This window comes from Plantactinospora sp. BB1 (assembly GCF_003030385.1).
Classification (GTDB): Bacteria; Actinomycetota; Actinomycetes; order Mycobacteriales; family Micromonosporaceae; genus Plantactinospora.
Window position 1 is genome coordinate 2,405,588 of sequence record NZ_CP028159.1, and the last position, 15,281, is coordinate 2,420,868.

Below are 15,281 nucleotides of genomic sequence, written 5' to 3' on the forward strand. Positions count from 1 at the left end.
GGATGGCTTCGGGCGGGCGGGTGCTCTTCTCGTTCGTGCGCTACTGGTCCCGGCGCTGGACCGGTGCCGGCCTCGGCGTCGACGCCGAGCGGGGCCGGGACGTGATGGTGGTGGAGGCGGTGGCGGCGCTGACCAGCCGCGGCGTGGTGGCGTCGGTCAACGACGTGGCCCGGGAACTCGGCGTCGACCAGTCCGGCGCCAGCCGGATGGTGTCCCGGGCCGAGCGGCTCGGGCTGCTCTCCCGGGTGCGACCCTCGGTCGTCGGCGGTACGACGGCGATCTCGGTCACGGGGGAGGGGCGGGAACTGCTGCGTGCCGCGTACGCCTGGCAGGACGAGATGCTGCGTACCCTGACGGCCGACTGGTCGCGGGCGGAGGTCCGTACGCTCGTCGAGCTGATGGGCCGACTGGTCGAGGCCCAGCACCGCATCGACTCTCACTAGTGCCCTGTCTTTGGAAGGTTGACCGGGTAACCCGGTGCTTCCAGGTGTCTCCGAGCCGGGATCTCCTGACGTCGGATGGGGAGCGGGGTGGCGATACTCGCCGAGGAGACTGTCGAGCTGCCCCGCTTGTGCGCCCACCTCCCGGGCTGCCGGACCCCGGTCCCGCCGCAGGTCGACCTGAACCGCAGCACGCCGTCGGCAACCCCGGCTTCCGTGCCCCGCCTGTGCACCCAGCTCGACAGTCTCCGCGCCGCCTACCCCCGGGGCGCCGCCGGTCGCTCACGCCTGCCCCCTCAGGCGACCCGTCGGAGCCGCTGGGTGTACCGGGAGTGCGACGGGAGCGTGGCGCGGGGCGTACCTGAGGGTGGCTCGTCGGGGCGGCGTGGTGTGATGGGCGGCGTGCAGGCGTACCGGCTGGTCCGTCGGCCGGCCGAGGCCGGACCGGCGCGACACGACGACCCCGTGCAGCGGGAGGTGGTCGGACACACCGACGGCCCGCTGCTGGTCCTGGGTGGACCGGGTACCGGCAAGACCAGCACCCTGGTCGAGGCGGTGGTCGCCCGGGTGGCCGAGGGTGTCGACCCGGAACGCATCCTGGTGCTCGCCTTCAGCCGCCGCTCCGCCACCGCGCTGCGACACCGGATCGAGGCCCGGATCGCCGAGGCCACCAACCGGGTACTGCACGAGCCGCTGGTCCGCACCTTCCCGGCGTACGCCTTCGGGCTGCTGCGCAGGTCGGCGGCGGAACGCGGCGAGCCGTCCCCCCGACTGCTCACCGGCCCCGAACAGGATCTGATCATCCGGGAACTGCTCGGCGTGGTCGGGGTCGAGGAGACCGAACCCGGTGACGGGGACGAGATCGACGACCCGGTCGGCTGGCCGGCGGAGTTGCGGCCGGCGCTGCGTACCCGGGCCTTCGCCGAACAGCTCCGCGATCTGCTGATGCGGGCCGCCGAGCGCGGGATCGGGCCGGTGGAGCTGGCCCGGCTCGGCGAGAAGCTCGGCCGGGCCGACTGGCCGGCGGCGGCCCGCTTCCTCCGGCAGTACGTCGCCGTGCTCGCCCTGCGCGACGTCACCACCCGGGGCTCGGTCGCCTACGACCCCGCCGAACTCGTCCGGGCCGCCTCCGGGCTGCTCACCGACGACCCCGACCTGCTCGACGCCGAACGGGCCCGGCTGGCGCACGTCTACGTCGACGAGCTGGCCGACACCGACCCGGCCCAGGTGGACCTGCTGCACCTGGTGAGCGGCGGCGGCAAGTCACTGGTCGCGTTCGCCGACCCGGACTCGTCCACGTACGCCTTCCGGGGCGCCGACCCGGAGATCGTGCACCACTTCGCGCACCGGTTCCGTACCGTCTCCGGGGCGGTGGCCCGGACGCTGGTGCTGCACACGTCGTACCGGGCCGGGCCGGGGCTGCTGGACGCGACCCGGCGGTTGGCGCGGCGGCTGCGCGGGCCGGTGGCCCACCGTGACCTGCGCCCGGTGCCGGACGCCGAGCCTGGGACGGTGGAGATCCGCACCTTCCGTTCCGGCACCAGCGAGGCCGCCTATCTGGCGCACGCGCTGCGCTCGGCACACCTGCTCGACGGGGTGCCCTGGTCGCGGATGGCGGTGCTGCTCCGCTCCACCACGCTGCAACTGCCGCCGTTGCAGCGCGCCCTGCACACCGTCGGGGTGCCGACCGTGGTGCACGCCGAGGACCTGCCGCTGCACCTGCAACCGGCGGTGGCCCCGTTCCTGCTGCTGCTGCGCTGCGCGCTCGAACCGGACCGGCTCGACGAGGAGGCGGCGGTGACGCTGCTGCACTCCCCGCTGGGCGGCGCCGACCCGCTGGCCGAGCGGCGGCTCCGGCAGGGGCTGCGCGCGCTGGCGCTGGCCGGCGGCGACCGGCGCCCCTCCGGGGACCTGCTGGTGGAGGCGTTGCGGGACCCGCGCGACCTGCTCACCATCGAGCGCCGCTGGGCGGCACCGGCCCAGGCGGTCGCGAACCTGCTGGCCGCCGCCAGGGAGGCGGCCGCGGTGCCCGCCGCCACCGCCGAGGACGTGCTCTGGGCGGTGTGGCGGGCCAGCGGGCTCGCCGAGCGCTGGTCCGGCGCACTGGCCCGGGCCCGTACCGCCGCCGGGGCGCAGGACAGCGGGCTGCGCTGGCGGGCCGCCGCCGCCGACCGGGACCTGGACGCGATCGTCGTACTCTTCGACGCGGCGGCCCGGTTCGTCGACCGGTTGCCGGGGGCGCGTACCGAGGTCTTCCTCGACCACGTGCTCGGGCAGCAGTTGCCGGCCGACACCCTCGCGCCGAGCGCCGACCGGGGCGAGGCGGTACGCCTGCTCACCGCGCACGCGGCCAAGGGGCTGGAGTGGGACCTGGTCGCGCTGGCCGGCGTACAGGAGGGGATCTGGCCGGACCTGCGGCTGCGCGGCAGCCTGCTCGGCTCGGAACGGCTGGTCGACCTGCTCGCCGGCCGGGGCGAGGGCGCCGGTGTCGCGGCCACCCTGGTCGGGCAGAGTTCGGCGATGCTGGACGAGGAACGCCGGCTCTTCTACGTCGCCGCCACCCGGGCCCGGCGCAGGCTGCTGGTCAGCGCGGTCGCCTCGGCGGCGGTCGGTGTCGCCGACCACGAGGAGCAGCCGAGTCGCTTCCTCTACGAACTCGGCCCCACCGTCGAACGCCCGGACGACGGCGACGGCCGCACCGGCCAGGGCGGACCGGAGAGCGGCGGCGGACCGGAGAACGGCGGCGGGCCCGGCGGCGGGGGCGGGGCGACCCCGGACCCGGACGGGGTGCCGGCCGAGGAGGCCGACGGGGTGGCCGACGACGTACCGACGCTGCCCGTCGCCCGGCCGCCCCGGGCGCTGACGCTGTCGGCGCTGGTCGCCGAGCTGCGTACCGCCGTCACCGACCCGGAGGCGTCGCCGGCCCGGCGGCGCGCGGCGGCGGAGGAGCTGGCCCGGCTGGCCGTCGCCGGGGTGCCGGGGGCGCATCCCGACGACTGGTGGGGGCTGCGGCCGCTCTCCGACGACCGGCCCCTGGTCGACGAGGGCGAACCGGTCCGGGTCACCCCGTCCGGGATGGAGAGTGCGCTGCGGTGCAGCCTGCGCTGGCTGCTGGAACGGCACGGCGGCAAGGCGCCGGCCAGCTCCGCGCAGGGGGTCGGCAACCTGGTGCACGCCGCCGCGATGCTCGCCGAGGACGCCAGCGCCGACCGGGGCAAACTGCTGGAGTACGTGACGGCGCGGTTCGACGTGATCGAACTCGCCGCCCGCTGGATGGCCGGCACCGAACGGGCCCGCGCCGAGGTGATGGTCGACAAGCTGCTGCGCTGGCTGGCCGGCAACCCGCGCCGGCTGCTCGCCATCGAACACGAGTTCGCGGTACGCCTCGACGATCCGAGGCGGCCGATCGAGCTGACCGGCCGGGTCGACCGGCTGGAGGTGGACGCCGAGGGCCGGCTCGTGGTGATCGACCTCAAGACCGGCAAGTCGACGGCGGTGACCGCGTCGGAGCTGGCCGAGCATCCGCAGCTCGGTGCCTACCAGGCGGCGGTGGAGGCGGGCGCGTTCGCCGACCTCGGCGCCGGATCGGAGTCCGGCGGGGCGGCGCTGGTGCAGCTCGGCACCTCGACCCAGGACGCCCGGGAGCAGGTCCAGCCGCCGGCCGGCGCGGCCGAGGACGCGGGTGGCTGGGCGCGGGCGATGGTCCGGCGTACCGCCGACACGATGGCCGCGGCCACCTTCTCCGCGGTTGCCAACTCGAAGTGCCGGGTCTGCCCGGTACGCAGCAGCTGCCCGATCTCCGGGCAGGGCCGGCAGGTCGTCGAGCCGCCGACCCGGCGCCGCCCGGACAGCCCGCCGAAACCGCCCGGCCAGCGCGGCGGCGGGGGCGCCCGATGACCCAGCCCTCGCTGTTCAGCCCGGCGCCGACCCAGCGGGTCGCCGACGCCGGGCCGCGCTACACCCCGGTCGAGCTGGCCAAGCTGCTCCGGCTGCCGGCACCGACGCTGGAGCAGGCCGCGATCATCTCGGCGCCGGTCGAGCCGCTGCTGGTGGTCGCCGGGGCCGGTTCCGGCAAGACCGAGACGATGGCCGCCCGGGTGGTCTGGCTGGTCGCCAACGGGTACGTCGAACCGGGGCACGTCCTCGGCCTCACCTTCACCCGGAAGGCGGCCGGGGAACTCGGCACCCGGATCCGGACCCGGCTCGGTCAACTCGTCCGTCGGCTCGGCCGGAACAGCCGCAACAGCGACGACGACCCGTTCGGCGGCGAGCCGACGGTGGCGACGTACCACTCGTACGCGGCCCGGATCGTCACCGAGCACGGCCTGCGTGGCGGGTACGAGCCGTCGACCCGGCTGCTCACCGAGGCGTCCCGCTGGCAGATCGTCGACTCGATCGTCCGCAACCACGACGGCGACATGTCCGAGGTGGAGCGGCAGCCGAGCACTGTCACCGACGCCGTACTGGCGCTCGCCGCAGACCTGGCCGAGCACCTGGTCACCCCGGACGAGTTGGCCGCCTGGACGGGACGGTTCTTCGCCGAGGTGCAGTCCCGGCCCGGCCGGGTCTACGCCGACGTACGCAAGGCGCTGCACGTCCAGCAGCTCCGGCTCCGGCTGCTGCCGCTGGTCCGGGCGTACGCCCAGCGCAAGGACGACTTCGAGGCGATGGACTTCGGCGACCAGCTCGCCCGGGCGGCGCGGGTGGCCCGGGACCACCCGGAGGTCGGCGCGATCGAGCGCGGGCGCTACAAGGTGGTGCTGCTCGACGAGTACCAGGACACCAGTCACGCCCAGGTGGTGCTGCTCCGTTCGCTCTACGGCGGCGGGCACCCGGTCACCGCCGTCGGCGACCCGTGCCAGTCGATCTACGGCTGGCGGGGTGCCAGCGCCGGCACCCTGGACCGGTTCCCGACCGAGTTCGCCCAGCCGGACGGTACGCCGGCCCAGGTGCGCACCCTCACCACGAGCTGGCGGAACCGGCCGCAGATCCTGGACGTCGCCAACGGGCTCGCCGCGCCGCTGCGGGCCGCCGGAGCCCAGGTCGCCGAGCTGGCCGCCGCGTTCCGGGTCGACGAGGAGATCCCCGGCCGCACCGGCCGGGGGTACGCCGGCGGCACGGTGCACTGCGCGCTGCTCGACACGTACGCCGACGAGGCCGACTGGATCGCCGACAGCATCCTCGCCGCCTGGCGGGGCGCGGCCCGGATGCCGGACGCGCTGCCGGAGCAGATTCCGGTGGTGGCCCGGCCGACGACGGCGGTGCTGGTCCGGCTGCGCAGCCAGATCCCGGCGATCGAGGCGGCGCTGCGGGACCGGGGACTGCCGGTCGAGGTGGTCGGCCTCGGCGGACTGCTGGACACCCCCGAGGTGCGGGACGTGGTCTGCACCCTGCGGGTGCTCTCCGACCCGACCGACGGTGCCGCGCTGCTCCGGCTGCTGACCGGAGCCCGCTGGCGGATCGGCCCGCGTGACCTGGTCGCCCTGCACCGCCGGGCCACCGCGATCGCCCGGGCCCGCCGGGAACTGCCCCGCTCCGACGGCGACGACGACGAGCCGGAGATCGTCACCGACCGCCTCGACGAGGCGACCCTGGTCGAGGCGCTGGCCGACCTCGGGCCGGCGCAGGCGTACTCGGCGGAGGGTTACGCCCGGCTGCGGGCGTACGCCAAGGAACTCGGCCTGCTCCGGCACCGCCTGGACCAGCCGCTGCCGGACCTGCTCGCGGACGTCGAACGGACCATCGGCCTCGACGTCGAGGTGGCGGTCCGCGCCGGCAGCGACGGCCGGGGCGGCGACGCCGGCCTGGCCCGGGGGCACCTCGACGCGCTCGGCGACGTGGCGGCCCGGTTCGCCGGTGACTCGGCCGGTGCGCCGCTGCACGCCTTTCTGGCCTTCCTCGCCGCCGCCGAGGACGAGGAGCGGGGACTCTCCCCGGGCGAGGTCGAGGTGGTGGAGGGTGCGGTGCAGATCCTCACCGCGCACGCCGCCAAGGGCCTGGAGTGGGACGTGGTCTCGGTGGCGGGGCTGAGCCGGGGCGTCTGGCCGGGTACGGCCCGGGGCTCCGACCACTATCTGCTCGGCCTCGGGGTGCTGCCGTTTCCGCTGCGCGGCGACGCGGACGGGCTGCCCGAGCTGGCGCTGCACGACGCCGACGACCAGAAGGCGGTGGCCCGGGCACTGGCCACCTTCACCGACGACTGGCGGGCGCACGACGAGCGGGAGGAACGCCGGCTGGCGTACGTCGCGGTCACCCGGCCGCGCCGGCTGCTGCTCTGCTCCGGCTACTGGTGGGGCGAGGGGACGAAACGCCCACGCGGCCCGTCGACCTTCCTCTCCGAGGTGTACGAGTGGTGCCTGACCACGCCCGAGGCCGGCGAGAGCGGCTTCGTGGTCGACGCCTGGGCGCCGGAGCCGGCGGCCGACGCCAGCAACCCGACCACCGAGGTGGTACTCCGGGCCGAGTGGCCGGCCGACCCGCTCGGTGCCCGTCGGCCGGTACTCGCCGAGGCCGCCGCCCTGGTCCGCCGCCTGATGTCGGAAGAACCACCCGAGGCGGAGCCGACCCAGGCGACCGGCGACCCCGCCCGGGCGGACGGCACCGACCAGGCGGACGGCGCCGGTGGTGAGGACCCGGCGGACGGCGCCGGTGGTGGGGAGTTGCCGCCGGTCGACCCGGAGGCGGCGGCCGTCGCGGCGGCCTGGCGGCGCGAGGCCGAACTGCTGCTCGCCGAGCGGGACATGCTGGCGGACCGCTCCGGACCGGTCGAGGTGGCGCTCCCCGGCCACCTGTCGGTCTCGCAGCTCGTGACGCTGCGCCGGGACCCGGCGGCGCTGGCCCGCGTGTTGCGCCGGCCGATGCCCCGGCGCCCCGAGCCGTACGCCCGGCGCGGCACCGCGTTCCACTCCTGGCTGGAGCAGCGGTACGGGATCAGCCGGCTGCTCGACGTCGACGAGCTGCCCGGGGCGGCCGACTCGGACGCCGCCCCGGACGAGGCGCTGGCCGAGTTGCAGGAGCGCTTCCTGGCCAGCGAGTGGGCCGAGCGCACTCCGGTGGAGGTGGAGGTGCCGTTCGCCACGTCGATCGGCGGGCTGCTGGTCCGGGGCCGGATGGACGCCGTCTTCACCCTCCCCGGCGGCCGCTACGACGTCGTCGACTGGAAGACGGGGCGACAGCCGACCGGGGTCGAGGCGGAGGCCGCCGCGGTGCAGTTGGCGGCGTACCGGCTGGCCTGGGCGGAACTGGCGGGTGTGCCGGTCGACCGGGTCCGGGCGGCCTTCCACTACGTACGGGAGAACGTGACCGTACGTCCGGCGGACCTGCTCGACGCCGACGGCCTGGCCGCGCTGGTGGCGCAGGTGCCGGAGGCGGCGGCGGGCGGCTGAGCCCCACCGGGGGCCGGCTCGTCGGATTTGATCGCCAGAATCCGCTCGGTCGGGCCGATCGTGTGCTAACGTTGCGGCGTTGCAGTTTTGGTTCCCAGAGACTCTGTGTGCGCCTGCGGGATTGTGACCGTAGGCGCTCTTTGTTATGTCCGGAGTTCTCCGGGCGGGGCGACCAGAGCGACAGCCGTCCACCGGTTCGGTGGGCAACTACTCGGTCCGCAACAGGTGCGGACCGAACGTTCCGTCAGGAGACGAAACACATGGCAATTGGCACCGTGAAGTGGTTCAACGCCGACAAGGGCTTCGGCTTCATCACCCCGGACGGCGGCGGCGCCGACGTCTTTGCCCACTTCTCCGCGATCCAGAGCTCCGGCTACCGGAGCCTGGACGAGAACCAGCGGGTGGAGTTCGAGGTCACCCAGGGCCAGAAGGGCCCGCAGGCGGAGAACATCCGCCCGATCTGACCGAGCATTCCTGCGCGGCGCTAGCCCGACGCAGAGGTTCGACCACCGCGCCCAGACCGGCGTGGTGACGCGGCCAGCCCGCGCCCGACGGCACGGGCTGGCTCCCGCGTATTTCCCGGTCCGTGGCTGCGGTCACCGGGCGCACCGCCGCCGGTGGCCGAGCCTCGGCGGCGGGCGCCGGTGACCTTCCTCGACACGTACCGCTTCGAGGAAGGTCCGTCCGTAATGACCCGCACCATCCAGACTTTCGCCGACGCGCCGCTGGCCGCCGGCCTGCACGCCGCGTTGACCGAGAACGGCATCCTCACGCCGTTCCCGATCCAGGCCGCCACGCTGCCCGACTCGCTCGCCGGTCGGGACGTGCTCGGCCGGGGGCGTACCGGCTCCGGCAAGACCCTCGCGTTCGGCCTGCCCCTGCTCTCCCGTACCGCCGGCCGTCGGGCCCGGCCGGGCCGCCCGCTCGGGCTGGTCCTGGTCCCGACCCGCGAACTCGCCCAGCAGGTGACCACCGCCCTCGCCCCGTACGCCCGCACGCTCGGGCTGCGCTGCGCCACCGTGGTCGGCGGACTCTCGCTGAGCCGGCAGGCCACGGCGCTGCGGGCCGGCGCGGAGGTGGTGATCGCCACACCGGGACGGCTGGCCGACCTGATCGACCGGGGAGACTGCCGGCTCGACGAGGTCACCGTCACGGTGCTCGACGAGGCCGACCAGATGGCCGACATGGGTTTCCTCCCCCAGGTGACCGACCTGCTGCGCCAGGTGGCGCCGGGCGGGCAGCGGATGCTCTTCTCGGCCACTCTGGACCGCGGCGTCGACCGGCTGGTCCGCCGCTTCCTCACCGACCCGGTCTCGCACTCCGTCGACCCGACGACCGCCACCGTCACCGCGATGACCCACCACGTCCTCCAGGTGGAGGCGGTGGACAAGACGACGGCGACGGCGCAGATCGCGGCCCGGGAGGGCCGGGTGATGCTCTTCGTCGGTACCAAGCACCGCGCCGACCGGCTGGCCAAACAGCTGATGACCAGGGGCGTACGGGCGGCCGCCCTGCACGGCGGCAAGTCGCAGCCGCAGCGGACCCGTACCCTGGAGCAGTTCAAGGCCGGTCAGGTGACCGCCCTGGTGGCGACCGACGTGGCGGCCCGGGGCATCCACGTGGACGGGCTCGACCTGGTGGTGAACGTCGACCCGCCGACCGACTCGAAGGACTACCTGCACCGGGGCGGCCGTACGGCCCGGGCGGGCGAGTCCGGCCGGGTGGTCACCCTGGCCCTGCCCGAGCAGCGTCGGGAGGTGGCCCGCCTGCTCAGCGACGCCGGCATCCGGCCCGAGACGCTGGCGGTCCGCCCCGGTGACCCGGCCCTGATGAAGCTGACCGGAGCGCGGGTCCCGTCCGGGGTTCCGGTGTCGGCGCCGGCCGGCCGGCCGACGATCGCCACGACCGCGACGACGGTTTCGGCCGCGGTGCCGAAGCCGCGGTCCGAGAACGGTGGAAGTCGGCGGGCATCCCGCTCGCGCCGGCTTCGCCGGGTCGCCTGACCGCTCGACCGCCCTCCCGGCGTCGCCCTGCCTGGCTCCCGTCCTTTCCGCGCTCCCGCTCCCGCGTTCGGTGACGGCGGGTGAGGGCGTGCTGACCCTCGAACGCCCGTCCCGAAGGGCGAGACGGTCGATGCTCCGATCGGTCAGCACAACTATGCCCGCGAATACACCTGATCGGGTCCGATGGGCGACTGCGGAGTAACCATCGACGGGCCATCCTGTCCTGGGGAACCAGCGGCCACGGGGGTGGGTCGCGATGGGGGAGGTTGCGATGACCGTGCGTGTCGGTCAGGGCTCGACGCGGGAGATCCTGGTGGTGCTCCTGCTCGCGGTCAGCGGTCTGCTCCTCGCCACCGTCGTCGTGTTCACCCCGTGGTACGGCCTGGCCGCCGGGGCGCCCGAGGTCGAGGTGGTCGAGATGCACTCGCCGGCCACCTCCGGCGACGGGATCGAGATGACGGTCGCCGGAGACGGCTGACCGCCTCCGTCGCCAGCCCTACCGGGCTGTCGAGCGCCGACGGCCCTACCCGGTCGTCGGGCGTCCACCGACCCTGCCGGTCGTCGGGTGCCGTGGCCTGGCGGTTGTCGGGCGTACGGCTGCCCGCCGGTTGTCGAGCGGTCGGCGGGTCGGCTCGCCGGGCGGTCGGTGGTGTTCACTAGGGAGATGCCGGACAACGTCCCGAGGGGGACCGACGGCGCCGAGGGCCGACCCGGCGCCGCCTGGGCCGCCGGTGCCGTAACCCGGATCGGCCTGCCCGCACCGCCGCCGGAACCGCCCGAACCGGCCCCCGGCCCGGCGGGTCCGGACCGTCGGCTGTGGTGGTTCGCCGGTACGGCCGGCGGCGTACTCGTGATCGGGCTGGTCGTCGTGCTGGGGCTGACCATGTCCGGCGGCGTCGACCCGCTCTGGAGCCGACCGGCGGCACCGACGGACGTACGGCCGCCGCTGGCCCGGAAGTGTCCGCTGCCCGGCTCGTCGGCGCCGGACGCACCCGGTGCGCCGTCGCCGGGCGTACCCGGGTCGCCGGGGCCGACCGCCCCGGGCCCGGACCCGGTCGTCCCGCCGGCCGCGCCGGGGCAGCCGCGCGGCGGGGAGCGGACCGTCGACCCGGAGGCCGGAATCTCCTACGCCACCTACGGCCCGCCGTGGCAGCCGTGGCGGACGGTGTGGAGTGCCGGGACGCTGGAGGTGCCGTACAAGGTCGGGCAGCACTTCGTCACCGAGCGGGAGTACGACGGGTTCAGCGACTACCACGCCTCGATCCTGTCGGCGGCGGTGCCGGCGGCGGAGAACGACGCCCTCACCTTCGACCTGGAGTGCGTCGGCCGGCAGGTGGCGGGCGACGTCCGGGCGGAGTACTACCCGCAGCCGAACCGGATGGAGTCGATCCGGGACGGGCGGACCTCGCTGGGCGGGCGGCCGGCCTGGGTCTCGGTGTTCCGGCTGCACTTCACCCGGCCACGGCTGCGGGCCACCGACGAGTTGGCCGCCGTCGCCTGCATCGACGTGGGTCGGTCGACCGTCGCGGTCCTCTACGTCTCGATACCCGGGACCCACCGGGAGTTCGACTGGGTGGTCGAGCACGCTCTCGCCTCGGTCCGCCCCGTCTGAGGCGAGCCCGGCACGCCGGAGGTGTGGTCAGGTACGCCGAGGCCGACCACCGGTGGTGGCGGGACGCGCTAGGGTCGGTGCGTGGCGGCGGGAAGATCGAGAATTCCAACGACGAAGCATTCGGTCGAGCGGTTCACCCTCGACAACGGCCTCCGGGTGGTGCTGGCCCCGGACCGCAGCGCTCCGGTGGTCGGCGTGGCGGTCGTCTACGACGTCGGCATCCGGTCGGAGCCGGAGGGCCGGACGGGTTTCGCGCACCTCTTCGAGCACCTGATGTTCCAGGGCTCGGAGAACCTGGAGAAGCTGGCGCACTTCCGGCACATCCAGGGTGCCGGCGGGACCTTCAACGGCTCCACCCACCTGGACTACACCGACTACTGGGAGACGTTGCCGAGCAACGCGCTGGAGCGGGCCCTCTTCCTGGAGGCGGACCGGATGCGCGGGCCGAGGCTGACCGAGGAGAACCTCCGCAACCAGGTCGACGTGGTGAAGGAGGAGATCCGGGTCAACGTGCTGAACCGGCCGTACGGCGGCTTCCCCTGGCTGCGGCTGCCGCCGGTCATGTTCGACACGTTCGCCAACGCGCACGACGGGTACGGCTCCTTCGACGACCTGGAGAGCGCCAGCATCGCCGACGCGACCGACTTCTTCGACCGGTACTACGCCTGTGGCAACGCCGTACTGGCCGTCGGCGGGGACCTGGACGTGGCGGAGGTGACGGCGCTGATCGAGCGGCACTTCGGCGACGTACCTGCCCGGCCGGCGCCGACCCGCCCCGACTTCGCCGAGCCGGACCTGACCGGGGAGCGGCGGGAGTCCTACACCGACCGGCTGGCGCCGCTGCCGGCGGTGGCGGCGGCCTGGCGGGTGCCGGACCCGATCGGCGACTTCGCCGGCTACCTGCCGTACGTGGTGCTGGCCGAGGTGCTCACCGACGGCGACGCGTCCCGGCTGGTGGAGCGGCTGGTACTGCGGGACCGCTCGGTGGTCAGCGTCGGCGGCTACCTCGGGCTGATGGGCGACCCGTACGACGTCCGGGACCCGACCGCACTGTTGATCGAGGCCCATCTGCCGGCCGACAGCGAGGTCGACAAGGTGCTGCGCACCATCGACGAGGAGATCGACCGGCTGGCCACCGACGGGCTGGCACCGGACGAGCTGGGCCGGACCCAGGCCCGGATGGCCACCCACCTGCTCCGGGAGACCGACGCGGCGCTCGGCCGGACGCTGAAGATGGCCGTGCTCGAACAGCAACGGGGTGATCCGGGGCTGCTCGGCGAACTGCCCCGGCTGGTCGGCGAGGTGACCGAGGAGCAGGTACGGGCGGCCGCCGCCACGCTGCGTCCGGAGCGTCGGGCCGCCATCGAGGTCGTACCCGGTGGAGGTGCCCGATGAGTGTCCGTACGCTGCCCGCGCTCGGGCCGACCCGCAAGCTCAAGCTGCCCCGCGAGGTGGAGCGCACCCTGCCCAACGGGCTGACCGTGATCGCCCTGCGCCGGCCGGCCGTACCGCTGGTCGAGGTGCGGCTCTGGCTGCCGTTCGGCCGGGCGCACCTGGCCCGGGGCCTGATGATGTCGCAGACCCTGCTCTCCGGCACCGCCACGATGTCCTCCGTGGAGATCGCCGCCGAGTTGCAGAAGGTGGGCGGCGGGCTCTCCACCGCGCTCGACTCCGACCGGTTGCTGGTCTCGGGCACCGGCCTGGTCACCGGCCTGGACCGGCTGTTGGAGCTGCTCGCCGAGGTGCTGACCGGCGCCACCTACCCGGGCGACGAGGTCGCCACCGAGCGGGCCCGGATGGTCAACGGGATCCGGATGGCGCAGAGCCTGCCGGCGTACCTGGTCCGGAGGGCGCTGCTGAAGCGGATCTACGGCAAGCACCCGTACTCGGTGCAGACTCCGGAACCGGAGCAGATCGAGGCGGTCCGGCCGGCGGCGCTGCGCAGCCTGCACGCCGCCCGGGTACGCCCGACCGGGGCGATCCTGCTTCTGGTCGGCGACGTACAGCCGGCAAAGGTGCTGGACGCGGCGGAGCGGGCCCTCGGCGGCTGGACCGGGGACGGCGCGCCGGGTGAGCTGCCGCCGATCCCGGCGCTGGAGCCGGGGCCGCTGCTGCTGGTGGACCGGCCCGGTTCGGTGCAGTCGTCGGTCCGGCTGGCGCTGCCGGCGGTGCCGCGCACCCATCCCGACCATGCCGCGCTGCAACTGGCCAACCTGGTCTTCGGCGGCTACTTCTCGTCCCGCTGGGTGGAGAACATCCGGGAGGACAAGGGCTACACGTACGGGCCGCACTCGTCGATCGAGCACGCCGTCGCCGGTTCCACGCTGATGGTCTCCGCCGAGGTGGCGACCGAGGTGACCGGGCCGGCACTGCTGGAGACGGTCTACGAGCTGGGCCGGTTGGCCTCGCTGCCGCCGAAGGAGGACGAGCTGGAGCAGGCCCGGCAGTACGCCCTCGGTACCCTCCAGCTCGGCATCTCGACCCAGGCCGGGCTGGCGGCGGTGGCCAGCTCGTACGCCGGTTCCGGACTGCGCCTGGAGTTCCTGGCCGAGCACGCGGCCCGGTTGGCGAAGGTGACCCGGGACGACGTGGCGACGGCGGCGGCGAAATATCTGGCTCCGGCCCGGGCGGCCACGGTGGTGCTCGGCGACGCCGGCCAGGTGGAGGGTCCGCTGGGTGTGCTGGGACCGGTCCGGACCGAGGCCGCGGGATCGTGACCTCCGGTCCACCGCCGACGGACCTGCCGGCGGGTCATCCGCCGCTGGCCCGGTCCACGCTCGACCGGGCCGCGCACCGGCGTACCGACCCGGGCTGGTTGGCCGAGGCGTGGCAGCGGGCCCGGGTGTTGGTGGTGGACGTGGCGAACGGCGGCCGGAGCCTGGTCGGTTCGGCCGGTGGCAGGCCGGAGCTGGTTCTGCTCGGTCCGGACGCGGCCGCGGAGAGCGCGCCGGCCGCCCGGCTCTTCCTCGGCGTCGAGCCGGACGGGGTACCGGTCTTCGCGGTCGACGCGCCGCTGCCGGAGCTGGCCGGCACCCGGCCGGCGAACCTGCGCGAGGTCGGGCACCTGCTCAGCGACCGGGACGCCGGCCTCTTCACCACGGCGGTGGCGCTGGCCAACTGGCACGCCCGGCACCTGTACTCGTCACTGACGGGTCTGTCCACCGTGGTCGGGGACGCCGGCTGGTCCCGGCGGGACGAGGCGGGCAACCAGCTCTGGCCGCGTACCGATCCGGCGATGATCGTGCTGGTGCACGACGGGGTCTCCGGTCCCGGCGGGCGGTGCCTGCTCGGCAACAACGCGGCCTGGCGCTCGGAGCGGGGGCTGCGCCGGTATTCCTGCCTGGCCGGCTACGTCGAGCCGGGGGAGTCGGCCGAGGACGCGGTGGTCCGGGAGGTCACCGAGGAGGTCGGCCTCGTCCCGCATCACATCGGGTACGTCGCCAGCCAGTCCTGGCCGTTTCCGGCCTCGCTGATGCTGGGTTTCTTCGCTCTCGCCGACCCGGACCGGCCGATCCGGCTGGACCCGGCGGAGATCGCGCACGCGGGTTGGTTCAGCCGGCGGGAGATCGCCACGGTGCTGGCCGGGGAGGCGGTCGAGGTCGGTGACGGGCTGCGGTTGGCGCTGCCACCGCCGTCGTCGATCGCGTTGTTCCTGATCCGGAGCTGGCTGGAGGATGCCCGGTAGCCCGGGAGCGTTCCGCACAAATCTTGGCCCGCGAGCGTCGTTGCCGCGACGATCACGGGCCAAGATCATAGGCCGTCGTTGCCGGGTCAGGCATGGTGCGTGGCGGGGGACGCCACCCCGGTCGACGACGGTCGTCTAGCCGAACCTCGACTGTGG

Annotated in this window: 9 protein-coding genes and 1 pseudogene; all 10 read left to right on the top strand. The window is 74.6% G+C overall.

Annotated features, from left to right (window positions below):
• The first annotated feature begins 2 nt into the window (after positions 1 to 2).
• The 10 genes and pseudogenes from C6W10_RS10370 (at position 3) to nudC (ending at position 15,125) form a co-directional block, all read left to right on the top strand.
• The gene (locus C6W10_RS10370) at positions 3 to 443 is read left to right on the top strand and encodes a MarR family winged helix-turn-helix transcriptional regulator (RefSeq protein WP_107257889.1); all 441 of its coding nucleotides are present in this window, start codon (positions 3 to 5) and stop codon (positions 441 to 443) included.
• A gap of 399 nt (positions 444 to 842) precedes the next feature.
• Positions 843 to 4,337, top strand: coding sequence for an ATP-dependent helicase (locus C6W10_RS10375; RefSeq protein ID WP_369938672.1), 3,495 nt, complete (start codon positions 843 to 845; stop codon positions 4,335 to 4,337).
• Positions 4,334 to 7,825: an ATP-dependent DNA helicase gene (locus tag C6W10_RS10380; RefSeq protein WP_107263822.1), complete on the top strand. Its 3,492-nt coding sequence runs from the start codon at positions 4,334 to 4,336 to the stop codon at positions 7,823 to 7,825. The genes C6W10_RS10375 and C6W10_RS10380 overlap by 4 nt, the downstream gene beginning before the upstream one ends.
• A 260-nt stretch (positions 7,826 to 8,085) precedes the next feature.
• Positions 8,086 to 8,289, top strand: coding sequence for a cold-shock protein (locus tag C6W10_RS10385; protein ID WP_101369720.1), 204 nt, complete (start codon positions 8,086 to 8,088; stop codon positions 8,287 to 8,289).
• 225 nt (positions 8,290 to 8,514) lie between these two features.
• A pseudogene (locus C6W10_RS10390) lies at positions 8,515 to 10,030 on the top strand (DEAD/DEAH box helicase).
• A 69-nt stretch (positions 10,031 to 10,099) separates the two neighbouring features.
• Positions 10,100 to 10,306: a hypothetical protein gene (locus C6W10_RS10395; protein ID WP_107257891.1), complete on the top strand. Its 207-nt coding sequence runs from the start codon at positions 10,100 to 10,102 to the stop codon at positions 10,304 to 10,306.
• A 186-nt stretch (positions 10,307 to 10,492) separates the two neighbouring features.
• Positions 10,493 to 11,440 carry a hypothetical protein gene (locus C6W10_RS10400; protein WP_107257892.1) on the top strand — a complete coding sequence of 316 codons (948 nt, stop codon included), beginning with the start codon at positions 10,493 to 10,495 and terminating at the stop codon, positions 11,438 to 11,440.
• Positions 11,441 to 11,521: 81 nt separating this feature from the next.
• A complete protein-coding gene (locus tag C6W10_RS10405; protein WP_107257893.1) occupies positions 11,522 to 12,835 on the top strand; it encodes a pitrilysin family protein in 1,314 nt (437 codons plus the stop codon).
• Positions 12,832 to 14,157 (top strand): pitrilysin family protein, encoded by a 1,326-nt coding sequence (locus C6W10_RS10410; protein WP_107257894.1) that lies wholly within the window; start codon positions 12,832 to 12,834, stop codon positions 14,155 to 14,157. Before C6W10_RS10405 ends, C6W10_RS10410 begins: the two co-directional genes overlap by 4 nt.
• Positions 14,154 to 15,125, top strand: a complete 972-nt coding sequence (nudC, locus tag C6W10_RS10415) for an NAD(+) diphosphatase (RefSeq protein WP_199853355.1) — start codon at positions 14,154 to 14,156, stop codon at positions 15,123 to 15,125. The genes C6W10_RS10410 and nudC overlap by 4 nt, the downstream gene beginning before the upstream one ends.
• Positions 15,126 to 15,281 lie beyond the last annotated feature (156 nt).